General features: G+C 57.8%; 17 protein-coding genes, 1 tRNA gene and 1 rRNA gene. 4 read left to right on the top strand and 15 right to left on the bottom strand.

Annotated elements, in window-relative coordinates; genetic code table 11:
* Positions 1-63 (bottom strand): 16S ribosomal RNA (locus tag ALMA_RS05100); the annotation flags it as partial.
* 358 nt (positions 64-421) lie between these two features.
* Positions 422-619 (bottom strand): hypothetical protein, encoded by a 198-nt coding sequence (locus tag ALMA_RS05105; protein ID WP_211278340.1) that lies wholly within the window; start codon positions 617-619, stop codon positions 422-424.
* A 258-nt stretch (positions 620-877) separates the two neighbouring features.
* Here ALMA_RS05105 and ALMA_RS05110 point away from each other — a divergent pair.
* Positions 878-951, top strand: a tRNA-Pro gene (locus ALMA_RS05110).
* A 209-nt stretch (positions 952-1160) separates the two neighbouring features.
* Here the strand turns inward: ALMA_RS05110 and ALMA_RS05115 are convergent.
* The 5 genes from ALMA_RS05115 to ALMA_RS08200 all read right to left on the bottom strand — a co-directional run bounded on the left by ALMA_RS05115 (position 1161) and on the right by ALMA_RS08200 (position 11597).
* Positions 1161-3548, bottom strand: coding sequence for a zinc ribbon domain-containing protein (locus ALMA_RS05115; RefSeq protein ID WP_094726662.1), 2388 nt, complete (start codon positions 3546-3548; stop codon positions 1161-1163).
* A gap of 361 nt (positions 3549-3909) precedes the next feature.
* The gene (locus tag ALMA_RS05120; RefSeq protein ID WP_094726663.1) at positions 3910-4809 is read right to left on the bottom strand and encodes an anchored repeat-type ABC transporter permease subunit; all 900 of its coding nucleotides are present in this window, start codon (positions 4807-4809) and stop codon (positions 3910-3912) included.
* Positions 4810-4820: 11 nt separating this feature from the next.
* Positions 4821-5615 (bottom strand): anchored repeat-type ABC transporter ATP-binding subunit, encoded by a 795-nt coding sequence (locus ALMA_RS05125; RefSeq protein WP_094726664.1) that lies wholly within the window; start codon positions 5613-5615, stop codon positions 4821-4823.
* Positions 5608-6618, bottom strand: coding sequence for a choice-of-anchor M domain-containing protein (locus tag ALMA_RS05130; RefSeq protein ID WP_094726665.1), 1011 nt, complete (start codon positions 6616-6618; stop codon positions 5608-5610). The genes ALMA_RS05125 and ALMA_RS05130 overlap by 8 nt, the downstream gene beginning before the upstream one ends.
* Entirely contained in the window at positions 6615-11597 is a 4983-nt protein-coding gene (locus ALMA_RS08200) for an anchored repeat ABC transporter, substrate-binding protein (protein WP_094726666.1), read from the bottom strand. The genes ALMA_RS05130 and ALMA_RS08200 overlap by 4 nt, the downstream gene beginning before the upstream one ends.
* Before the next feature lie 88 nt (positions 11598-11685).
* On the opposite strand from ALMA_RS08200, the gene ALMA_RS05140 reads away from it, so the two are divergent.
* Positions 11686-12450 carry an SIR2 family NAD-dependent protein deacylase gene (locus ALMA_RS05140; RefSeq protein ID WP_094726667.1) on the top strand — a complete coding sequence of 255 codons (765 nt, stop codon included), beginning with the start codon at positions 11686-11688 and terminating at the stop codon, positions 12448-12450.
* 378 nt (positions 12451-12828) lie between these two features.
* On the opposite strand, the gene ilvA is transcribed toward ALMA_RS05140, so the two are convergent.
* On the bottom strand, positions 12829-14109 hold the full coding sequence (ilvA, locus tag ALMA_RS05145) for a threonine ammonia-lyase (protein ID WP_094726668.1): 1281 nt from the start codon (positions 14107-14109) through the stop codon (positions 12829-12831).
* A gap of 1531 nt (positions 14110-15640) precedes the next feature.
* On the opposite strand from ilvA, the gene ALMA_RS05155 reads away from it, so the two are divergent.
* Positions 15641-17413 carry a ClC family H(+)/Cl(-) exchange transporter gene (locus ALMA_RS05155; RefSeq protein ID WP_094726670.1) on the top strand — a complete coding sequence of 591 codons (1773 nt, stop codon included), beginning with the start codon at positions 15641-15643 and terminating at the stop codon, positions 17411-17413.
* Here ALMA_RS05155 and ALMA_RS05160 read toward each other — a convergent pair.
* The 6 genes from ALMA_RS05160 to ALMA_RS05185 are packed head-to-tail and all read right to left on the bottom strand — an operon-like array spanning position 17399 to position 22350.
* Positions 17399-17779 carry a fluoride efflux transporter FluC gene (locus tag ALMA_RS05160; RefSeq protein ID WP_244568883.1) on the bottom strand — a complete coding sequence of 127 codons (381 nt, stop codon included), beginning with the start codon at positions 17777-17779 and terminating at the stop codon, positions 17399-17401. The genes ALMA_RS05155 and ALMA_RS05160 overlap by 15 nt on opposite strands.
* A gap of 40 nt (positions 17780-17819) precedes the next feature.
* Entirely contained in the window at positions 17820-19118 is a 1299-nt protein-coding gene (locus ALMA_RS05165; protein ID WP_094726672.1) for a sensor histidine kinase, read from the bottom strand.
* Complete coding sequence (locus tag ALMA_RS05170) at positions 19115-19864, bottom strand: response regulator transcription factor (protein WP_094726673.1); 750 nt, start codon at positions 19862-19864, stop codon at positions 19115-19117. Before ALMA_RS05170 ends, ALMA_RS05165 begins: the two co-directional genes overlap by 4 nt.
* Positions 19865-19888: 24 nt before the next feature.
* Positions 19889-20512, bottom strand: a complete 624-nt coding sequence (locus ALMA_RS05175; protein WP_094726674.1) for a GTP pyrophosphokinase — start codon at positions 20510-20512, stop codon at positions 19889-19891.
* A 22-nt stretch (positions 20513-20534) separates the two neighbouring features.
* Positions 20535-21032 (bottom strand): fluoride efflux transporter FluC, encoded by a 498-nt coding sequence (locus ALMA_RS05180; RefSeq protein WP_094726675.1) that lies wholly within the window; start codon positions 21030-21032, stop codon positions 20535-20537.
* Between the two features lie 16 nt (positions 21033-21048).
* Positions 21049-22350, bottom strand: coding sequence for an adenylosuccinate synthase (locus tag ALMA_RS05185; RefSeq protein ID WP_086107201.1), 1302 nt, complete (start codon positions 22348-22350; stop codon positions 21049-21051).
* 332 nt (positions 22351-22682) lie between these two features.
* Between ALMA_RS05185 and ALMA_RS08145 the strand changes: the two genes are divergently transcribed.
* Positions 22683-22847, top strand: coding sequence for a hypothetical protein (locus tag ALMA_RS08145; protein WP_158520660.1), 165 nt, complete (start codon positions 22683-22685; stop codon positions 22845-22847).
* A 119-nt stretch (positions 22848-22966) separates the two neighbouring features.
* Here the strand turns inward: ALMA_RS08145 and ALMA_RS05190 are convergent, their stop codons facing one another.
* Positions 22967-24031 (bottom strand): class II fructose-bisphosphate aldolase, encoded by a 1065-nt coding sequence (locus ALMA_RS05190; protein WP_094726676.1) that lies wholly within the window; start codon positions 24029-24031, stop codon positions 22967-22969.
* Between the last annotated feature and the right edge of the window lie 112 nt (positions 24032-24143).

Below are 24143 nucleotides of genomic sequence, written 5' to 3' on the forward strand. Positions count from 1 at the left end.
GACTTGCATGTGTTAAGCACGCCGCCAGCGTTCGTCCTGAGCCAGAATCAAACCCTTCANAAAAAAATCGTGAAAGAATCCAATCAAAGACTCTTAAAATAATAAAAAATCAACGAAAAACAACTAAAAAGTCATTCAACGCACAAAAATAGACACTCATTAAACTCTTCCAAGTACCCATATACACGGGCGAGTATCACTGGCATTATCAAAACATAAAAAGTAGTACAAAACACGCTCTTGAGTTCTCAAACCACCACAACACAAACACACACAAACCACAAAAACTAAGAAAAAAGTGATTCATGCCGTATCAGGCAGCGAATAAAAACAATACACCACCACACCCACCCGGCGCAACCCACGGCGTGTCGCAAGCCATCACCTGCAGAAGCACGACACATCCATGCCCCGCTTAACCCTAAAGCTTCTCGGCAAAGAATCCGCGTATCGCCTCCGATGCCTCATCCACGAACGGATACAGGTCATACATGTCGAAGTGGCTCGCTTCTGTCACTTCCACCCACTGCTTAGTCTCACTACGCGCTGCGTCGAAAATCTCACGCGAGGCTGGCTTACTCCACGCATTTTCCGCGTGCACTGTAGTAGTACTGCGCACCCTCCTCGAAGGCCCGCGGCTGGAAGTCAGATACACAGCTGTCCGGCGAGGCGTAGGCCAGGTCGTCGTTCATAACGTTACGTTCTGTATCATGGTATGTCCTTTTTCGTAGGTCAATTCATCCGATAGCTTCTACATTACGACCACGTTGCCGGTCTTTAGAGAAGATGACAGAGGACACACGCGCTTTTCTTCTTCCGCGCGTGGAGGTAGACTATGTAACGTTTGAACATGTGCATATGCACATGGGAGAATAATCGGGCTATAGCGCAGCTTGGTAGCGCGCCTCGTTCGGGACGAGGAAGTCGCGGGTTCAAATCCCGCTAGCCCGACTTTGTGATGTCTCAGGGGATATGTCCGTTTGGAGTGCCCCTATGATATATTTTCTTTTACCAGTACCGGCTCGCCATATTTACGGATATGGTCAGAGCCGGTCGTCGTATCTGCACGAGTATGAACGTAGCTCTTCTTCGACATGCCAAAGATGGGTTTAGCTGTACGCTACAGCGCCAGCTAAACCCATCCTTTCCAGCATCCTATATCAGTTTGAATCATCAAACTTTATAGTGAGCTTATCCCCATCGATAGCATAGCTACCACTGACGTTAATGTACCGCGAATCCTCGCCAGATACCCAGTCATCAGTGAAGAGCTTACGTTCATAGGTCACCTTCGCTTCAGCATATGCTGAGGTGTAGTCTCTGGAGAAAGTACCTGAAGGACCGTTACTATTCAGAGTGATCTCCGGATAATCTACTATACTCCACGAGATATTCCTGTAATCCTCTTCACTCCCGAAGTACGTATACAGACGGAATGGGCAGCCCTCAGGAGCTACCGCCGTAGACTGAGCACAGGAATCCAGCTTCTCATGGATAGCTTTATTTATCTCTTCAAGCACCGTACTCTTCGTTTTTACTTCAAGCACCTGCCCGCGAGCATCGATTTGTGCAGCTATTTCTGTCACAGGCTTCGCCTCAAGGTACTTCGTCTCTGCAAAATCTATAGTGTATTTACCTGGATATACTTTAAGCCTTAGTTCTCCATCAGGTGTGGTGGAGTTCTTTTGACTAACCGGCACCCCGTTTACTGTAATGCCACTCTTTACAGAAGACGTTATGCTCAGTTCTTTCAATTCTGGGACACTAAGAATCCAGTTCTTAAAGAAGAGATACTTATTCCCCTCAGACATCAAGTGCAGATCACTTTCATATGTCTGCCCATCGATGTTAAACGCATAACGGATATCAGCAGTATCACTATTCTCGAAGAACACTTCCTTAATCTGTACATGGGAGATAGTCGTATTCTCGCCTTTTGCAGCCGCATCCGTAAGAAGCACTCGCTTATCCTTATCCACCTGCGGATCTGCGATGGCACTTGCCTCATCATAATGCCCCGCTGAGATAGCAGCCAGATACTTTTCCGCTACCACTCTCGGGCTAAACACTGTATCATTCAGTATTCTTACCGCACCCGCTCCCGCAGCTATAAGTACTAAGAGCACGCATGTAAGAATAATGATGAGCTTCGTCTTTTTACTCATCGTCGTAGCCTTATGAAGGGATTCTTTTACACCTTGTTCGACATGAGCACGCTGTGCTGGGTCTACGACCGCTGGAATAACTACCCTAGCTAGGACTTCTATGGCGAATATCCACAGCATAACGAGGAGGACATGCCACAGTTCCACCCCCGCGCTAACTCCAGACATCATAGGTATAGTCACTTCTATATGCATATAAAGAGCCAGAACGATTATCCAGATAATCCCTCCTGCCACAGGAGCTTTCCAGACCTGAGACCATGCTCGTTCTTCCTCATTTAGTGTATGGCGTAATGCAAGCCTATATGCGAGAGCCAGAGTCAGAATGACCATGCCGAGCACCATCAGCCACATCCACCATGGGCCGTTAAAAGCTGTCAGGTTACCCGAGGCTACACCAAGTCCTGATGCAGTCAAAGAACCACCTGTGGAAAGTGCAAATACCGCTGATGCTAGTACCGGCCACACGAGCAGAAAAGCTACGAAGGAAACTCCCAGACCTATCTGTGTAGCCATCACTATTATCCCCACACCTGATAGAAGCAGAGCGTATGCTCCAGCCGCAAGCGCGAACTCTAGAACAGTGCGTACAAAACTTAAGCTTCCTCCCAGCTTCGCCGTAACCCCAGTAAGGTCAGGCTTCTTCTCGGATGAGTACATAATAGCGAGAAGATGTCCGAGAGACGCTCCGAGCGCAGCAGTAAAGACAGCCATCATAAACGTACGGAAGGTAGCTCCACTCAGCGTAACACTTGCTGAATAGGCAGATACGGATGTACCTGTGCACACAGTGATGAGAACATATACCACACCACTGATAAGTGCAGACAAGCCTATGTTCAGCAACCGGCCCCACTTCATCGTTTCGACATTTTTACGTGCATACTTATATGCCCCATATGCGCAGCCCACCACCAGTGCGATGCCTACGAGAGATAGCGGGAACAGTATGTTTACCTGCATACCTAAATTCTGTCCGAAGACAGATCCTCCTGCCGAAGCAGCATAAGAGCCTGAAATTCCTGCAGTAAAAATAAATCCAAAAACTACGAGAAAAACGGTCTGAGAACTCATACCCGATGCATACGAAAATACAGACGATATTCCAGACGCATTTACTAAACGATTCACAGGATTGCTGCTCTGCGATAAAGTAGCGACCTGAGACATGAGTACTATCACAGTAATGAGTGTGACAGCTAATGCAGCGCCTATGCCGATGCCAGCAGACATCCCCGCCGAGCGCAGATTCTTCTGAAAAGCCGCACTTTCCCATACTTTTTTCACGTCTACAGCTGGTCGAGCTACGCGCTCAGAAGCCATAGGAGGAGCCGTACTTCCTTCATTATTCTGAGGAGCACCCCCCACGAACGTGGATTCCATAACTAGCGGTGTATGACATACCGGACACTCTCGCATGTCCGCAGTCACTTGCGCGCCACAGTGTGAGCACACCATGAGCGTTCCTTTCTCTCTGACGGCATACACGAGCATCCTCACTCTTTTCCGTACTATCCTCATACCCCTCATCAGGTATGCCTCCAGTACAGAAAACGAGCATCAGCATAGACGCTCGGTACACCGTTACCCTGTTTTCTTCCTCACCTCCCAGTGTAGCATTATATGAACTCCTCACCCGCCCATTCCACACAGACTCCAGTAAGCTGTAAATCATCTGATGCATGGCATCTTTTACACCCCGAAAACCGACCATAATGAGATGATTTACAGCCAACGCCTCTCTTCAGCGCCCCACCTTCCCCACACGCGCCTTCCCCGCACGCACCTTCCCCACACGCACCAGCCGCACGAGCACCCCATGCCGAGGAGCGGCCAGCCACGCCAGAGCGAAAATTGACGTCAGAAGGCAGACGATGGTCGCGCCCGTAGGAAGGTCGAGCGCCCAGGACAGGTAGATGCCCACGAAGCTCGCGCCCACCGAAAGCCCGGCCGCCACGGCCATCATAGGAACGAGCCGGTTCACGAGCAGCCGAGCGGTGGCCGCGGGCGTGACGAGGAGGGCGAGAACGAGGACATTGCCCACGGTCTGCACGGCGAGGACCACGGCCAGTGCCACAGACGCGTACAGGATCACGTCCATGAGCAGAACCGGAATGCCCTGCGCGCGCGCCGTCTCGCGGTCCAGCGTCACCGCCACGAGCTCCTTGCGGAAGAAGCTCACCACCCCCACCACGAGCACAGATCCCACGAGCAGATACGGGATATCCTCCGCCGGCACGCCCGTAATAGAGCCAAAGAGGAAGTCCTGGAGCGAGCCCGCGTAGCCGGCAGCACGCGAGATCACCACCACGCCGATGGCGAAGGCGCCCACGAACAGCACGCCGATGATGGAATCTTCCTTCAGCCGACGGTTCTGGGACAGCAGCGCCACAAGCACAGCAGTCAGGATACCTGCCACCGCGCCGCCGAGTACGAGCGAGCCCCCGAAGACGAACGCGACCGCCAGCCCCGGGAAGACCGCGTGCGCCACGGCATCGCCGATGAACGCCATACCGCGTAGCACCACGTGCGTGCCCACCACCGCGCAGACGAGCGCGCTCACCGCGGCGACGAGCAGCGCGCGCGGCAGAAAGGCGAGCGCCGGATTCGTCAGGTCCATGAGAAATTCTGAGAAGCTCAGCATAGTCATTCCTTTTATTCCTTTCCGTCTTTTCCCCGCAGCCCGAGCGCCCCAAGCAGGGGATTCGTCTCGCGGATCTGGAAGGTATCCATCCACACGTCCACACCCACTTCGCGCAGCTCGTCCGGCGTTCCGGCTGCCCGCACGCGTTCGCGGATGAGGTAGAGCCGGTCGCACTGGTCGAGCGCGGAGATGAGGTCGTGCGTGGTCATGAGGACCGCACAGCCTTCACGCGCGAGCCCACGGAAGAGGTCGTTCAGCAGCTCCTGCGTGGGCATGTCGAGCCCGGTAAACGGCTCGTCGAGCAGGAGGATGTCCGGGCGCAGCACGAGTGCGCGCGCCACGAGAACGCGCTGCTTCTGCCCGCCTGAGAGTTCGCCGAGCGGACGGCTCGCCAGATGCGTGACGTCTGCGCGGCGCATGGCTTCTTCCACCGCTTTCTGATGCTCGAGTTTCGCGCGTCGTCCGAATCCGAGTATGCCCGTCAGACCGCTGACCACCGTTTCGCGCACGGTGATGGGAAAATCCCACGCGAATTCGTGGCGCTGCGGCACGTATCCCACGCGCGTGCGAACGGTGCGCGCGTCGAGCGGCACGCCGTACGCGCTCATTCCGGCGGTCGAGTGCGGAATGAGTCCGAGGATAGACCGGATGAGCGTAGTCTTTCCCGCGCCGTTCGGGCCGATGAGCGCGACGAATTCGCCCGCGTGCACATGCAGGCTGACGTCGTCGAGAATGTGCCGTCCGCCGAGCGTGACGTTCAGGCAGCGCACGTCGAGCGCGTGATGCGCATGGCTGTCGTTATGCATGTTCCACTTCCTTTCTGGCCAATTCCTCCTCTTTTTTCATCGCGCGAGCGCGCACTGCTGCGAGCGCGAGTCTCGCCACGATGAAGACTGCACAGATGCCGCCGATGAGGAACGTGGTGATATTCGATGAGGATGTTTCACGTGAAACATGAGTGTCGTGCGCTTCCGGCTTCGACTCGGGCTGAGACTGCGTGGAGGCATCCGCCAGCGACGCCGCCTGCACGCCGAACGCATCCTGCGCTGGCGTGGAGTCTCCCACAGCGAAGCGGAGCGTGGAGCTCGCGCACTGCGTGCCATTCGTTCCGCTTCCATCCGTCGTCTTCGCGCAGAACCGCACTGGAAGGGCGTAGATGCCGGCTGCACTGAACGCCCAGTTCGCATGGACGTGCATGTTCACGTCTACCCAGACGTCCTGCGAGGTCTGCACACCCACGCCCGGTACGAGGAAGCGCGGCGCATCAAATGTCCCTTCCTGCACGAAGAGAGCCATGCGCCCACCTGCGCTCACTGCCGGCCCAGACGCTGCACCGAGAGTCATCGTGGCACCGCGGTCCATCACACTGCTGGCCGCAGGATCCTGCGTATTCCAGCCAAGCCATACGACGTCCGGATTTTGCGTCTGCGGGATGACCCACCAGCGCTCTCCTGCCTGAGCACCGAGCTGCGCATACTCTTCGCCACTTGGCACGTCGAGCTGTGCGGCGTCCTTCACTCGGAAGACCACATCCTCTGCGCGCCTCCAGACAGGCTCAGCACCCGAATCGTCGCGCACATACACGCCCCACCGACCATCTACCACTTTCGGACCGAGGTCAGCGTGGCCCACGTCGAGTACTGTCTTCTCCGCGGAGATCTGCTCACTGGAGCTGACTGTCTGGTCGAGTTCGTCCGCATGAGCGCCCGGTAGCGCGCCACACACGAGCGCCGCTGCCACTACTCCAGCCACCGCGAGCGCACCCCACGCCCACGCCTGCTTCACATTTTTCATCATCGTCGTCATCATTCCTTCCCTTTCTCTCCTGCTTTTCCTGCCAGGCACGTCACCAGCGAGCGCGCATTAAAGCGCATCATGTCCACATAGGTGGGAGCGCGCTCGTCGAGAGTATCTCCATACAGCGGGCACACCGCTACGCCATTTTCCGCCGCCACGGTCTTCAGCACGGACCGCATACGCGCCAGCTGCGGCTCGAGAAAGACTGCGGGGATTTTGAGGTCACGCACGGTGGCAGTCAGCTTTTTGCGGTCTTTGAGCGACGGCTCGGTAGCTGGGTTTGGCGTGACGAATCCGGCCACGCTCAGACCGTACGCGTGTGCGAGGTATCCATATGCGTCGTTCGTCGTGACGAGCTGGCGGCGGCTTTCGGGAATCTTTGCGAGTGTAGAAGAGACCTCTCCATCTAGCTTCTCCAGTTCGCTCAGATACCGTGCAGCATTCGCCCGGTACTCGTCCGCATGAGCAGGGTCGCGCATTACGAGTGTCTCGCGGATGACTTTCACATAGGCCGCTGCATTATGCACGTCATGCCAGAGATGTGGATCTATCTGCCCATGGACGTGCTTTCCCAGCACTGCTTGAGGGAGCATATAGACTTCGGATCCGAGCGATGCGATAAAGCGGTAATTGGCTGACGATGGCACCTGCGTGAGCGTGCGCGCCGGCACATCCACGAGGACGTCGTCGAGCGAAAACGCGGCCATACCGCTCACGGACGCAGCGCCCGGCACTCCAGCAGCAGACACTGGCAGGCTGCCGTCCGCGCGCGTATCCGCCATGAGCGTCAGACGTCGCGCGGCGAGGTCCACGGTCAGGTCGGCGTGCGCTTCAGACAGCATCTGCCGTCCGAGCGAGCGCGCTACCTCAGCCGTATTCACGCCCACCGCGCATACGAGATCGCCCTCGCCCAGCTCCACGGGCCGCGCGTCCGGCGTCACCCGCAGGCGCGCCTTCGCGTGGATGGTATAGACGCCCGGCTTCGTGAACGCCCAGCTCATGTGCTGATGCGCGTCTGCCGGCAGAACGGTCGTATCTTTCGCATACCCGTCCGCCGGCTGGAAGCCGTCCGCGGACGAAAAGCTTACTTCCGGCGCGCCGAACGTGGTCGTCACATATCCGGCGGCCTGGCCAGGGCCCTTCACAGACGTGACCTGCAGATCTATCTGTGAAGAGCGCGTGGCGCCGAGTTCAGCGCCCTGACCTGCCACCCGCATCCCCAGCCACACCGTGTCCAGCGCGCGGTCTTCCACGAGGGGAAGCACCGTAGCGCCCACTTTCGTAGCCTCTTCCGCAAGGGATACGGAGGTCGCGCTCCTCGGCAGATTTGCATCCAGCGCGCGGATGAGCGCATGCTGCTCGAGGAGAAGATAATTCGTAAACGCCACGTCCGCGTACGCCACGTCGCGGATGGCCCGCAGAGACGGCTCCCAGCTATGCGGATCGGCACCGTTCGGGATGAGCTGGCTGACCTTCGCGCGGCTTCCGGCCACGTGCCGCGCGAGGTCCGCGAGGATGCCCGTAGTCGTGACCACGTTCAGCTGACGCGTGCCGTCTGCTTCTGCTCGCGCTTCTGGGCCAATTCCACCGCATCCTGCGAGCGTCACCATCATGCACGCGGCCGTGAGGGCGGCGAGGGCTGGGCGGGCCGCTCGGCGCGTTCGCATCGAACGGTTCGGCAGAGCCGTTCGCGCTGCTCGGCCTGCTCGCCACGAAAGTGCGATGCCGAGCAGGAGCAGAAGCGTCGCTGCGAGCGCGACCGCCCGCACATCCACGCCCGTATCCGCCAGTCCACCTGCACCAGAGCCCGGAAGAGCACACGCAGTGCCATCCGCGCGCTGACCCACAGTCTGCTGAACCATCGGACGGCCACGCTCGCCTTTCGCGCCCGTGAGGGTGAGGCCGGCTGCAGCTGCCGTGGCAACCGTCGAGCGCGCCGAACTACCCGAAAGAGCCCCGAAGCCGCTGCCCTGCAAAGCCACACCCGTAGGCGTCACGCTCATGCGCAAAGTCACGCGGTACGTCCCCGGCTGAGTGAAGACCCAGTTTTGATGGGCATGCGTGTGCGCAGGTAAGACGTACTGCGATCCCGGCCCATCGAAGACATGCGTGCCCACGCCACCTCCGAGAGCCCCGGAAGTAAAGACCGCGAAGCGACCCGGTCCAGAAACTGACTCGAGACTGAAGGTCACGCCGCCGCGCGTACCGGACACTACCTCCGGGCGCTGCGAGTTCATACCGAGCCACGGCACTCCTGCCACCTGCGTGGAGGAAATGGCCCAGACAGTGCTTCCCGGCGAGGCCACGAAACTGAGCGCAGACGGAGCTGTGAGCTGTGCACGGTTTCCGAGCGCGAAGGTCAGTGACTGTGGATCGACCCAGCGGCCGCCTGCGGAGTCATTCTTCACGCGCGCCACGAGAGTGCCGTTTTCTATGGCAGGGCCGAGATCATAGTGACCGTCTGAGGCATTTCCTCGGGCGTTCGGCCCCACGGTGAAGGTGAGCGTCGTGCGCGCGGTATTCGGCGGAGCGCCGGAGCTCGAGCCACCTCCAGAACCTGTCGAAGCGCGTGCGGCGAGCGCGCGAGCTTCCGCTTCCGTGGCTTCGCGTGTGATGGTCACCGGCCGGCATTCGCTCGGATCGGCTATCTGCTGCTGGGACGGCTGCCCCTGCTGGCCTGGCTGAGGCTGTGCCGACTGGCTCTGCTCATCCTTCTGCTTCTCCTCGCTCGGCTGCGGCGTATCCTTCTTTACCGCGTACTTCTGAGCAAACTCCTCGCCGCACGCCTTGCGTATAGCGGCATTCCCCACGGCGTAGTACACGTCGTAGTAATCGTACGCGAAGCTGCGCAGACCTGACTCTGGCGTGTGCGAGACCTCGTAGGAGTAGCTGGCTTTATGGATGCCTGGCTTACTAAAGCTCGTGGCAAGGTGCCGGTGCGTCGGTGAGGAGAAGAAGAGCTGGCGGTCGAAGTTCGCCGTATCGAGCAGCGTGTGCGCGCCGTCGAAGACGTTCGCATCCCACAGCACCATCCGTCCCGGGCCCGCGAAGTCCGAAAGTTCCGCTTTCACGCCCGGCTGGAGGATGCTTTTATAGTCCAATTCTCCCGTATTCATACCAAACCAGACGAGGGATGGATCCTGCACTTCCGGCAGCGTCCACACGCGGCTTCCCTTCTGTCCGAGAGGCTTGAGAGCCGATGGCGAGGAATCGCTCAGTGTGCGCGCTGCGAAGTCTGGTACAGGGATGACGGCCGTGTAGCTCGAATGGTACGTGCGTTCGGAGCCCGAATCATCCGCGAGAGTCATGGAGATGCTGCCGTCGTTCGCCTGTGTGTTTGGCCGCGCCATGAGGTCATAATGGCCTGGCACAAGGCAGGACACGTTCTGCGGAACGTCCGGCTCCTCGGCGTCCTCGTTCTCACCGTCATCTTTCCCGCCGAAGTCTGCGGAATTATCCGCATCTACAAACTGCTCGGCAGGAGTGATTATATCCGAGCTCGGCGTAAACCCGTCCGGCAGCCCCACATCCGAGTCTCGTCCCACGAGCCAGTCCACGTGCGCTTCCTCGGAGTTCAGTGGAGTTCCGTCACGCATCTGCCCGGTGACTACCCACGTCATGGAGTAGCGTCCTGGCTTCGAGAAGGTCCAATTATAGTGTCCGTGACCACCTGCCACGAGATTCATGGACATCTTCTGCGGATCACGCGAGTCGAGATCCTGCGCCACGAAATCACTTCCACTGCGCCACACACTGACCCAGCCTGGCCCCTCCACACGGGTGAGCTTCAAGGTCAGCGAGTAGGGGTTCACATCGGCTGGCATCTTTCCCGCGCCCACGCCTGGCCATACCGGGTGATGTCCCTGGTACCACTGGCCTGGAGCATTCCACAGGATATCTCCTGGCTTGCCGAGGAAGTTCAGCGCTCCGTTCGACGGCAGCTTAATGCGGGAGACTTCTCGCCCATCGCGCTCGTCAGCATCAGGGCCGAGGCGGACAGCCACTTTCTGTGCTGGACGTAGCGTGGAGCCGTCGATGACGCCCACTGCCAGCTTCTGGCTCGCCCTATCCCAGTACGCATGTGCAGCATCGACATGCGTGCGGAAAAGAAGTTCTTTCCCTGTCTGGGGGTCGAGAGGATGCTCTTCGGGAGCTTTCTCGCTCGCTACGTCCCCTGTAAATGGAGCATTCGCGGGAGCGGGCTCGACGGCCGAGTCCGCGGGCTCGGGGTCGCCTCCATCATCAGAGGATGAATTGGAATCAGAAGAAGAAGAAGAAGAGGAGGAAGAAGCAGCAGACGGCGCGGCTGCATGCGCGCGGCCTACGCTCACGCGATACACGTAGTTCCGTGCGGCGGCATATCCTCCGCTCGCGCTGCGAGCCAGCGAACGGACGGCGAGCGTATACTCGCCCGGCTGCGTGAAGCGCCAGTCGAGGTGACGCGACTGCGAGCCGTTCTGCGTCAGCCATGTGCCGGACGCGTCTATCTCGTATCCGGACTCGTCCTCGAGAATACTCTGTGGGTCATTCGAGCCCATGCCAGACGTGGCGTACAGGAAGACGCGCGCGCCTTCCGGCCCCGTCCATGCCACCTTCAGCATGTTCTCCTCGTACTGGCTGCCCGTGGTATCCCACGTGAGGTCCATGCCGGACTTCTGCGTGGAGTAACCGGATGGAATGGCGTCTGATGCAGCCTGAGCCTGGCTCGTTTCCGCGAGCTGGACGAGCGTCTCTTCTGGACTATAGTGCTGTTCTCCTTCCGCCACGTTCAGCGTGAAGGAGTTATCCTCAGTAATGTCCTGAGGACTCGATTGGTTAAAAATGCGGACCTGTCCTGCCTGAATGGTGTGCGTAGGATCCTCAGCAGCGAGCGCGGACACGGGCTGTCCCGTGAGCGCGAGCGCGCATGCCGTTACGAAGGCACAGCTGACAGAGATGATGCGGCCCCTGAGGGTACGCTTTTCGCGCGACCGAGATGGTGCGGTGACCATAGTATTACTTTCTACCGTGTAATATGACTACTACGTCACTAGCCATGCTAGAGGATAGAGCCGACGCTGTCCAGCGCGTCGTGTCGAGATGGCTTTCGCTGAGTTTTCACGGGAAGGAGCGCACATGCGCATAGCAGTTTTCACCGGGGCGGGCATCTCCACGTCTGTGGGTATCCCGGATTTTCGCGGCCCGGACGGCGTCTGGACGAAGCACCCCGAGCAGACGAACGTCTACGATTATGACCTTTTCCTCGCCGACCGCGCGGCGCGCATGTATTCGTGGCGCTGGCAGAAGGAGTCCGCGGTCTGGCGCGCGCAGCCCGGCCCGGCACACGCAGCCCTCGTTTCGCTCGAGAGCGCGGGACTGCTGAGCATTATAGCGACGCAGAACTTTGACGGGCTTCACGAGCGTGCTGGCAATTCTTCCTCTCTCGTGGTGAACCTCCATGGCACCATAGCCACCTCACACTGCCTGTCGTGTGGGGCAGGGTATGAGACGTCTGCCATCATGGATGCTCTGGACGCGGAGCCAGATCCGCACTGCTCGCGCTGTGGTGGGCTGCTGAAGGCGGATGTGACGTACTTTGGTGAGTCACTACCTCATGGGGCCATGGAGCGTGCGGCTACGGGCATCGAGGAGGCCGATGAGCTGTGGGTCATCGGCTCCAGCCTCGAAGTCTATCCTGCAGCCTCTCTCGTACCGTTTGCGTTCCAGCAGGGAAAGCGCATCCGCATTCTGAATGCGCAGCCTACAGGTATGGATGGGTATGCTGCTGCGTCAGATATCCTGCGCTCGCCTATAGAGGAAGCGCTGCCGCAGCTCGTTCAGGAGTATGTGGAGAAGTACGCCTAGCACTCTGGATTTTTCGGCGAAAGTGCCCTGTTTGTAGTCACGAATGACCGTTGACTTTTAAAAGTCAAGACAAGGAATCGCGGAACGATGCCATTTCCTGTTTTTTCTGATGGTCATTCGCGACTACAAAAGGCCAATCTTCACATAACCTTCTTATCCCTATGCCGGCTAGAAACAAAAAATAATCGTCCCCGGAGTTTCCTGCTGAGGACGATTATGCACGTTCTGTGAAAATGGGCAGTTTGTAGTCACGAATGACACACATCACACACTAAAAATGGCGTGATTCTGCCATAGGCTATCTTGAGTTTTAAAAGTCAACGGTCATTCGTGACTACAAAACGACAATCTCGCGAGAAATTTTCTCAGTGCTCTGCACTAGTAGACTCTGTTTATCCTGAAGCCCTTCGCCTGCAGTGCATCCATGACCTGCTGAATGTGGTCTGGCCCATTCGTCTCCACCGTCACTTCCAGCAGTACGGTATTCGTATAGTGCGACTGAGCTTTAAACTGGTCATGGTTCAGCTCGATGACATTCGCGCGCAGGTCTGCGAGAATTTGCGCTATCAGAGCGAGCTGACCCGGTGTATCCGGAAGCTCTACGCCGAACTGCATGATGCGTCCGCGCGTAATCATACCGCGCTGGATCACCGCACCGATGGTCACCGTATCGATATTTCCACCAGACAGTACGGGCACGATGACGCGCTCAGCAGACGTATCCACACCGTTCGAGCCGAACCAGGTAACCTTATCCAGCTCGTTCAGCGCTGCGAGCGAGACAGCACCAGCCGCTTCGACTACGAGCTTATGCTTCTCCAGCATGAGCAGAATCATCTCCGAAATATCGCGCTCAGACACGGTCACAAAGCCGTCGAGATACTTCTCGAGAAATGCGAACGTGAGGTCACCCGGCTGCTTCACCGCCACACCCTCAGCCGCCGTGTGGACAGCATCCGCAGCAAGCACCGTATGCGCTCCTGAGGCGAACGACTGGCCAAAAGCAGGGGACCCTGCCGGGGTCACACCTATAACGCGTACATGCGGCGCGAAAGTCTTCACCGCCATGGCTATGCCAGCTCCGAGGCCGCCGCCACCGAGCGGAACGAGAATATCCGTCACTTCCGGGCAGTCCTCGAGAATTTCCATAGCTATGGTACCCTGACCCGTCAGTACTTCGTAATCGTTAAACGGATGAACAAAAGTGAGCCCCTGCTCGCGCGAAAGCTTCGCAGCGTGCGCGCTCGACTCATCAAACACATCTCCCACGAGTTCCACCTGAGCGCCGAGAGCGCGCGTGGCATCCACCTTAATAGGTGGCGTAATGCGCGGCATGACGATGGTAGCTTTCGCACCGCGCTCACGGGCAGCATAGGCCACACCCTGCGCGTGGTTTCCTGCTGATGCCGTAACGATGCCTCTGTCCAGTTCTTCCTGGCTCAGCGAGGCTATCTTATTATACGCACCGCGCAGCTTAAACGATCCCGTCTTCTGCAGGTTCTCTGGCTTGAGTAGCACGCGCACCCCTGTCTGTTCGGAAAGTATGCGCGATTCCTCTAGCTGCGTATGACGTGCGACACCGCGTAAGCGTTCGGCTGCAGCGTTCAAATCTGCAGCATGGTCACGGTTCAGGTATGCGTTTACTTCATCAGGCGTCATGGTCTGTCTCCTTCAGTCTTCTTCGTCACAGTCTAGACCCCACTCTCGTACAGAATACCCCTACGAAACGCCCAGAGGGGCTGGTAGTTCAGGTTATGAACTACCAGCCCCTCTCATTTTACTGCGACTCCATCATGTTAATCCGATGCCGAAGACACTCTGTACTCACTCGAAGCGCCAGAACTATAAGCTATACGAGTAGTGCACTGCTGGCAATAGTCAAAACTGATGCTTCTCTCTCAATTCTCCTCTGTAACAGTGTTGAAAATTCTGCATATTACACGCTTATTTTTAATGTACCTGTAAAAGAGACACCCTAAAAGAGAAATAATCGCAAACACAATAGCCCTATCCGACAGCATCCGAATAATCAGATAAAAAGGACCCTGCATGTCCGTATGAGAAAGCAAAAAAGGACTGAAAAAACTCAAATGAAGAACATCGTGAATCCAGTCAGTGATTACCAAAGTAAGAATCACTATACAAGTAAAAGCGTGCAAAACCACGATGCTGCTTTTAATAATTCCATTATTATGTTCATCATCCTGAAGAGTTATCCCATATACTCTAAAAGCCACAGGTTTAATGTTTTCCATAAGGTATGTAATAGCCGCAGCAACTGCCGTATAGGCAGCCCAATTTCCTATACTGAGGAGGCATAAGCCAAATATGAAAACGCAAATACCCCGTATCAGTGTTATAGAGATAGTACGCGATACCCAGATCAGTGAGAAGGCTATGATAAGAATTATAGATATTATCTCGAGTATATCTCGTATAGCAGAAACTTGTGAAGACGTGTAGAATCCCTTAACTGAGCACCAGCAGAATAGAAATGTAAAAAATATCCACAACGCGCTACATGCCATTCCTCTAACGAAGAGAAAGTTATTACACTTTTTCCCCCATTCATTCCTATAGTAAATAATAAAAGACTTAAGAGTATACGCGACTAGCACCACGATAGGAACTCCAAAAGATACGATGAATCTTAATGCTTCCCCTTTAATGGGACACGCTATCACAAGAATACTCGACAGAAATATAAATAGAGCAGACAATCCCCAGCTGATAACTTGGAATAGAATATTCCTGCATTTCGGATCTTTTCCCGCACACGTGAAATTTTTCATAACCATTCCTTTCTCATCATCCATTACCATAATAAATTTTCCTTTTATTCAGTTGTTTCCATTGTCGAAAAACATTACAACACAGCTCAAAATGAATATCAAATAGTATACGCACACGCGCACTTGTGAGATATAGTCGAGAGCAGAAGTGAACAGACAGTCAGCTCGTGGCATGCGAGCTAGTCGCAAGCTTTTCGCGATAATGTTCAGGTTTTAGCCCTGAACGCGTTTACCGGGTTTAAAAAGAAGAGCCGGATTACTCCGCTATGATGATTCTCCTCGCAAGCACAGAATCTCGTCCAGTCTTGTAGTCCCGTACGTCTCCCATGAGTATGTCGTACTATAGAACCATAAAAGAACTATAGAGGAGAGACTCAGAGAAGAAAGACGGCGAAACGATGGCGAAGAAACGATGGCGGAAGTTCGGCTCAGCACAGGTATATGACGCGTCCACGTCCCACGCTGCCCACGCTACTCTCGACGCGTCCGCCCTCGTGGATGATGACGCGCAGGCCTTCGACCTCGATACGAGTCTCAGCATGAATCTCAGCTCAGGCCCCGGCTCGGGCGAAAGCTCCTTACAAGACGCCGCCCTCACCCCGAGTACCACGCACCGCACCGCTTACCGCACACACACGCAGGAACTCCTGTCCGGCTCACACCGCCGCCAGTGGTCCACCGCAGCGAAGGGCATTCTGTGCGGAGTGGCAGCTGGCCTGCTCGTCGTCGCTTACCGCGCAGCCATAGCATATGGAAACTCCTGGGCGGTCGGTCTCTACGCTTTCCTCGCCGCTCACCCCCTAGCCATAGCTGGCTGGGTCGTCGCTGCCGTCCTCGCAGCTAGTGTCATCGCGAAGCTCGTCACATGGGAGCCTATGGCGGCCGGATCGGGCATTCCGCAGGTGGAAGGTGTTCTGCTCTGGGGGCTGAAGATGCGTTGGTGGTCCATTCTTCTCGTGCGCTTTAGCGCGGGCATCGTCTGCGGCTTCTTCGGTATGAGTTTGGGCCGCGAAGGGCCCTCCATTCAGATAGGCGCGGCGGCAGCGCAGGGCGTGGCAGATAAGCTGGGACGCTCGAAAGTGGAGCGTGAGAACTTCATAGCGGCAGGCGCGGCCGCTGGTCTTTCTGCGGCCTTCAGCGCGCCACTGTCCGGCATGATGTTCGCTCTGGAAGAGGTGTACCGCAGCTTCAGCCCGGTGGTGCTTTTTACGGCCACCACGGCCGCGCTGACGGCAGACTTCCTCTCGAAGCTCTTCCTCGGGTTTATGCCGGTTCTGAAGTTTACCGCCATCGCGCAGATGGACCTGGCCACGTACGCCTGGCTCGTGCCTCTCGGCGTGGTCAGCGGTCTGACCGGCGCGGCCATGAATAAGCTGCTGCTGGGCATGCAGACGGCGCTCGGCCATCTCAGCGCGTTCTGGCGGATTCTGCTGGCTCTGGCGCTCGCACTTGGCGTGGGTCTCGCGTTTCCGCTGGCTCTCGGCGGCGGTGGCAGCCTGATCCGTTTCGCCGAGCAGGGCGGAGGCACGGTGCTGCTTCTGGCCGCTCTCCTGCTCGTGAAGATGCTCTTTACCGCGACGAGCTTCGGCAGCGGCGTTCCGGGTGGCATTTTTCTGCCAATTCTGACGGTAGGCGCAGTGGCCGGTAGCCTTTTCGCACGCACTATGGAGTTCTCTCTGGACCAGAAGTATGTGTCCACCTTCGCCGTGCTGGCCATGGCAGGAGCTCTCGCCTCCTCGGTGAAGGCACCTATTACCTCCATGCTGCTCGTCATCGAAATGAGTGGATCGCTCGTTCATATGTTCCCTGTGGCAGCCGTCACACTCATCTCACTGCTCGTCTCAGATGCCCTGCACGTAGAGCCTATTTACCATGCTCTGCTAGACAGGTATATGGCGAAGAACCACCCTGAAAAGAGAGAATCCACTGTGGATTCGGGACTCATGGCACTCCCGGTAGAATTGGGCAGTAGTATCCTCGGAAAAGCCATACGCGACGTCGCCTGGCCGGCAGATACCCAGGTGGTTTCCGTGCGCCGAGCGGGCCGCGAATTCGTGCCGAACGCGGATACGGTCATTCACCCGGGCGACGGTCTCGTGGTCCTCTACACGGGCACGAACCAGCGTACGGCACGAGAAGCGCTCAGTGTCCTATGCTCAGCCGCGTACTGACACGAACAGCATAATGCTCAGCAGCATAGTCAGCACAGGCAGACCCACGCTCAGCACAGCATACGTGCAGCACTCACGCCAGTGCCCGCCACGAGCCAGCGTCACGACCTCATTCATGGCCGTGGAGAACGTGGAAAAGCCGCCGAGAAAGCCCGTGGTCACGAGCGTGTAGACCCCAAAAATGGGCAGATTACGTAGGAAAACGAGCGCTGCCGCGAAGCCCAGCGATGCCAGAACGTTTATGACCAGCGTCGAGCGCGGGAAAACGGACGGCCACGCGCGCTTAATGAGCGTATCCAGCACGAAGCGCGCCACCGCGCCCGCGCCGCCACACGCGCTCACCAGAAGAAGCATGGTTACGGACACTGCGGCCTCCCTCCTCACCCTCTCTAAACTGTCGTGCATCTTAAATGCGTACGATGAAAATAATAGTATCCTCACTGTATCGCACATCTATGCGACCTTTAAAAAGCTTCACCATGCTCTGCGCCATGTTCAGGCCTATGCCGAAGCCGCTGCGTGCCGGCTGCGCGGTCTCAGGCGTGGACGTGGTCTGCGCGGACGAGGCAGAAGCGCCGCCAGAAGCTCCGCGCGTGTGCGACTCGTCCTCGCGGTAAAAGCGCTCGAAGAATTGGGAGTAGTCACGTCCCTTCCCCTGCACGTACGTGTTCGCCACTTCGAGGTGCGCGCTGTAACGCCAGTCGCGCGAACGGCGCAGCATCACGGACACCGTGCCATCCTCGTCACAGTATTTATTCGCATTATCCACGATGATATTCACGAGCTCGAAGGCAGACTTACTCTCCGCCTTCACATGAATATCCGGCGCTACAGTGAGCTGGAAGGTCTTCCCGTCGCGGATGACCGAACTCTTAAAGCTCGAGGCCGCACGCTGGACCGTATCCGAAAAATCGATGTCCGTCAGCTGCATATCGGGCTGCTCCTCGAGACGCGCGAGAGCCACCATCTGGTTAATGAGCGCCGTCATGCGCGCCACCTGCTCCTTCGTGGAGGCGCTCCACTCACTCTCACCGTCGAGCATCTCCTGCAGCTCTGTATTCGCAGAAATGATGGCCAGCGGGGTCTTCAGCTCGTGGCCCGCATTTGTGATGAAGCGCTTCTGATTCTCATAGTTCTCGATGAACGGACGGATGGCCCAGCGCGAAAGAATAGTAGCGATGAGGATAAAGAGCAAGAGCCCACCGAAGAAGGAGATAAGCGAGAGATTCCAGAGGCGTGTGCGGCTGGTCAGCTCGGGGTTTATGTTCATGCCCGTCAGACGCGTGCCCTCAGAGTCTGAGCTCATGAGGTAGGAGAAGGACTGGCCGTGGATGACGGTAGTGCCCTCCTGTGTGGTAGTGGAAGCCGCGCGCATGACCGCGAGCGCGGCGGCGGAGATCTGTGCATCCGAGATGTAGTCGAGGTTTGACTTTCTCGTGATGGTTACGGTGTCATCTGTGCCGCGTAGCACGCTAAAGTACTGGTAATGCTGGGCATCCGTGTCAGTAATGCCTAAGGCTGTCAGCTGTGCGAGGTTACTGGGCAGGACGCCATCGTTCTCGTCGATGAGCCGCAATAGTGTGGTGGTCTCGCGGCCATTTTCCCAGTGTGAGGCGTAGTTCAGTGCGGCTGTGGGCAGAATCATGACGATGGCTATGGCCACGGCGGCGATGAGGACGAAACGGATGCGGAAGCGGTTTATCATGCGGCCGCGCCTTCCTCCGAGGCCGCGCCTTCTGCCGAAGCCGCGCCTTGCGTGACAGCAGAAGCATCCGCCGCAGCCACCTCAAGCCCGTACGGCCCGCCTTCCTGCCCCGTAATGCGCACCTGCGCGCCGATGGCTCGCAGCTTATGCTTCAGATACGAGATGTATATCCACACGTAGCCCGCGTCCTTCTCCTCGTTACGCTCGAAGGTATGCGCGTACACGTCCTCCTGCGTCACCGTCTTATCCTGTGCATTCAGGATGAGGTATTCGAGCAGTTTCGACTCGTTCGCGTTCAGCCGCATGGAACTGTGGGCTATGATCTCCTGCTCGCGTACATTCAGCGTGATGTTCGCGAAGCTGAGCTCCTTCTGCGTGAAATTCGTCTCGAAGCGCCGCTCGATGGACCGCAACCGCGCCATGAGCTCCTTCAGCGAGATAGGCTTCGTGAGGTAATCATCCGCCCCAGCGTCCAAGCCCGTAACCCGGTCATCCACTTCTGCCATGGCCGTGAGCATGATGGCATAGGTCTTATTCCCACTCTCCCGAATCTCGCGGAGGGCTTCAAGCCCTGTCTTCACGGGCATCATAATGTCGAGAATCAGGAGGTCGAAAGCGTGCGCGCTGGCCTGGTCCACTGCTTCCTGCCCATTTGCGGCGGCTGTGACCTCATATCCTTGGCGTTCGAGCGCCACCTGGTAGGCGCGGCGCAGGGCTGGTTCGTCTTCTGCTATAAGGATTTTCATCGTTTCGTCCCCGAGTTAGTCCCGTTAATCCCCATTAATGAGATGGCGGATGGTCTGCATGCTCATGTCACATGAGGCGAGCTCGTCCGCGCAGCGCTTCAGCTCCGCGGCTATGCGGTCCTGATTCGCTATCCCTTTTTTATACTTCATCTGGTGTTCGAGCGCCGCCCACGAGTCCATGGCGATGGTGCGCACCTGCACTTCCACGTAGTACGATTCGTCCTCGTTCGGCGCGTCGTGGCCGTTCGGCGCGTCCGGGTCGCGCAGGTCACCCGGGTCGCGCACCGCGAGAATGGCGTGATACGAGCGGTATCCGTTCGGTTTCGCGTTATACACGTAGTCTTTTTCCTCGACTATCTGCACGCCCGGCAGCGCGCGCAGCACCTCGACGACGCGGTGAATATCCTCGATGAAGCCTGTGACCACGCGTATGCCTATGGCGTCGCGAATCTCGCTCAGTGCGCTTTCCGGCGTCGGCTTGAGGCCGCGCCGCGCGCACTTTTCGCGCATGCTATCCTCCGATTTGATGCGCGTGATGACGTGCTCGTACAGCTTCTCGCGCGCGTTCGCCGCCGCGAGCTCCTGCACGACCCGCGCCTGCACGCGTTCCATGGCAGGACGGCGCGTCCCGTAGATAGATTCCACCATAAAGCTCCTTTTTCTTTAGAGCTTAGTGCCTTCTGTGCGTCCTCGCACGGTGAGCGCGCGTATTTTCACGTATTTTTTTCTGCCTTCTGCCAATTCTCCCACCAGCCCACGCGCCGAGAATCGCGCACAGCACCCCCGCGCAGATGGACACGAGGGCATACACCCATCCGAGGCCGTTCGCAGTGATTTCCAGCGCCAGAGTGGACATGGTGGACAGTCCCCCGCACATGCCCATGCCTAGTCCGCGCGAGAGGAGTTCACGGGTGCGTGCAGAGCGAAGATTGACCACAGAAGCCGTCAAAAAAGCATACAGAAAGCAGGCGAGCGCGTTCGCCGCGAACGTCCCCCAGTGGATATCCCACGGCTGCGGCGCGCCGGCGAACGCGGTGCCGAGGCCGTAGCGCGCGGCCGTGCCCACGACACCGCCGGCGAAAACGACCGCGTAAATGGCGAGGTCGGTCAGCGGCGAGCGGGCAGGCTCACGCCGCCCTCTGCCCCTCTGCGCGCCGTGTCTCGCCATCCTCTCGGTCTTTCAGCTAGTCGAGCAGCGAGTGCACCGAAATGATATGGTCGCGCTGCGGACCCGTGCCGATGGCCGAAATCCGGCAGCCGGACAGCTCTTCGAGGCGGCGCACGTAATTCTGCGTGGTCTCCGGAAGCTCCTCAAAGGTATGCACCTGGGAGATGTCCTCCTGCCAGCCTGGCATCTCTTCGTAGATAGGCGTGGCCTTCGCGAACGCATCCTGGTCGGTCGGCATCTCGTCGTAGCGCGTGTGCGAGCCATCCGCGTTCTCCACGTCATACGCTACGCAGATAGGAATGCTCTTCAGGCCCGTGAGCACGTCCAGCTTCGTCAGCACGATGTCTGTGAGGCCATTCGTCTGCACGGCGTAGCGATTCACCACCGAGTCAAACCAGCCGCAGCGACGTGGGCGGCCCGTGGTCACGCCATACTCGTGCCCCTGCGCGCGCAGCCACTCGCCGTCTTCATTCTCCAGCTCCGTAGGGAATGGGCCTTCACCCACGCGCGTCACATACGCCTTCGAGACGCCGATGACGCGGGAAATCTTCGTAGGACCCACGCCCGTACCCGTGCAAGCGCCGCCCGCCGTAGGATTCGAGGAGGTCACGTATGGGTACGTGCCGTGATCCACATCCAGCATGGTGGCCTGGCCACCCTCGAAGAGAACCACTTCACCGCGGTCCAGAGCCTGGTTCAGCACGAGGCCAGTGTTCGCCACATACTTCTGAATCTTCTGGCCGAGCTCGAGCAAGTGCTGTACGGTCTCTTCCACGTCGATGGCACGCTGGTTATACAGCTTCACGAGCATCTGATTCTTCTGATGCAGGGAGGCTTCGACCTTATCGTGGAGGATCTCCGGATTATAGAGGTCATGCACGCGGATGCCCACGCGGTTTATCTTATCCGCATATGCTGGGCCGATGCCGCGGCCCGTGGTGCCTATCTTGCGCTTGCCCGCGTAGCGCTCAGTCACCTTATCGATGACGCGATGGTATGGAGCGATGATGTGTGCCGAGTCCGAGAGAAGCAGACGCGAGCAGTCTACTCCGCGTGCCTCGAGGCCTTCTATCTCTTCGAGTAGGACTTCTGGGTCTACGACCACACCATTCCCGATGACAGGGATGACATTCTTATTCACGATGCCCGATGGCAGCAGATGCAGTGCGTAGGACTCATCTCCTACGACCACTGTGTGACCTGCGTTATTACCACCATTAAAGCGTGCGACGTACTGGACCTGGCCACCGATGAGGTCGGTCGCCTTACCCTTACCTTCGTCGCCCCACTGTGCGCCTACGAGAATAATGCCTGGCATGATGTCCTCCGCTGCCGTAATTTCTGGTACATATAGACCTTACTCCGAGAGGTCTACCGCGGGGGTGTGGGGGCTGGGGTCGGGGCTGGGCGGGCGAGCGGGGGCGAGATGTCCGGTGACGTTATGTGTAAGTCATCTCATTTTTTGCCCTTCGCGGCAGGTGCTAGCAGGGGAAACTGAGATGACTTACACATAACGCGCTCCCTGGGCACTCCATACGTCCCAGACGAGGTCCCCCGAGGCACAGAAAGCTCTAGAGGCCACCTCCGCATAGTAAAATTGAGATAATCCACAGCTTACGCAGCCCGGTATTTATAAAGAAAGGCTCGATCATGCATACCCCGTACGAAAGCGCCATCCTCGCCGACGTCGCTGCAGCACGACGCGGAGAGCTCCCTACGTCACCTCTCGAGGACGTCGTCACACGGCTCGGACTTGATGACGATGATAATGAGAAACCCGAAGGCGCGGAAGCTGCGCAGACGCGTTGTTTGTAAATCGTCTCATTTTTTCCCCAGGCCGGCAGGTTCCAGAGGGGCAAAGTGAGACGATTTACAAACAACGCACTCTCCGGACGCCCACCCCAGCCCAGCCCCGTCCAGCACGCCGAACGCAGCTACCGCAGCGCCTTCCCAGCCGACCCCAGCTGCACGCACGCTTCGACGACGCGCTCGGCCATCGAATCCTCAGCCTCGCGACCCCACGAGCGCGGGTCGTACTCGCCCTTCTCGCCCACTTCGCCGTCTATCTTCAGTACTTTGTCGTAATTGGTCATCATGTGACCGGCGATGGCACGCGTAAAAGCGTACTGCGTATCCGTGTCGATGTTCATCTTCACGACGCCATGACGCACCGCCTCAGCTATCTCCGACGGGCGCGAGCCGGAGCCACCGTGGAAGACGAGGTAGAACGCGTTATCCGTGGCAGCCTGAATCTCGCCGAGCAGCTCCGGTCGCAGCTTCACTACGCCCGGCTTATACGCGCCGTGCACGTTTCCGAAGGTGAACGCCGCCATGTAGCGCGCCACACCGTCCGAACCCGCACCGTCCGCGCCGTCCGCACCCGAGCCCGAGCCCGAAGCGCCCACGCTCGGCCCCAGCTCACGCACCACGCGCAGAGCATCGTCCGGCGTGGAGTACAGTTTCTCGTTAATCTCCGCGCTATGCCCATCTTCTTCGCCGCCCACAGCGCCTATCTCTATCTCGAGCACCGTATGCGCGCGTGCCGACTTCTCCAGCAAGCGCTGCGCTATCTCGAGATTCCTCCCGAGCGGCACCGTGGAACCATCCCACATGTGCGACTGGAACAGCGGTTCCTCGCCGCGGCTCACCTGCTCTATCTCGAGGTCGAGCAGCGGATCGACCCACTCGCCGAGGTACTGCTCCGCGCAGTGGTCAGTATGGAAAGCCACAGTAATGCCTGGATACTGCTTCGCCACTTCGCGCGCGTAGGCCGCGAAAGCGCGCGACCCGACCACGCGGTCTTTCACGCGCTGCCCGCTCAAGTACGCTGCTCCGCCCACAGATACCTGGATAATTCCGTCCGACTCGGCATCGGCGAAGCCCTGCAATGCGGCGTTCAGCGTCTGCGAACTCGTGACGTTAATGGCTGGATACGCGTATCCCCCGTTCCGTGCTGCGGCGAGCATGGCGGAGTATCTCTCTGGAGTGGCTACTGTCATAGTTTAAATCTACTTGCTGAGCGGTACAGTAGGAGGTACATAGTTTTCTGAGAGAGGATTCTCATGCTTACCCCAGATACAGACGCTATGCATGCGCTTATCGACGAGGCAT

This window comes from Alloscardovia macacae (assembly GCF_002259705.1).
Classification (GTDB): domain Bacteria; phylum Actinomycetota; class Actinomycetes; order Actinomycetales; family Bifidobacteriaceae; genus Alloscardovia; species Alloscardovia macacae.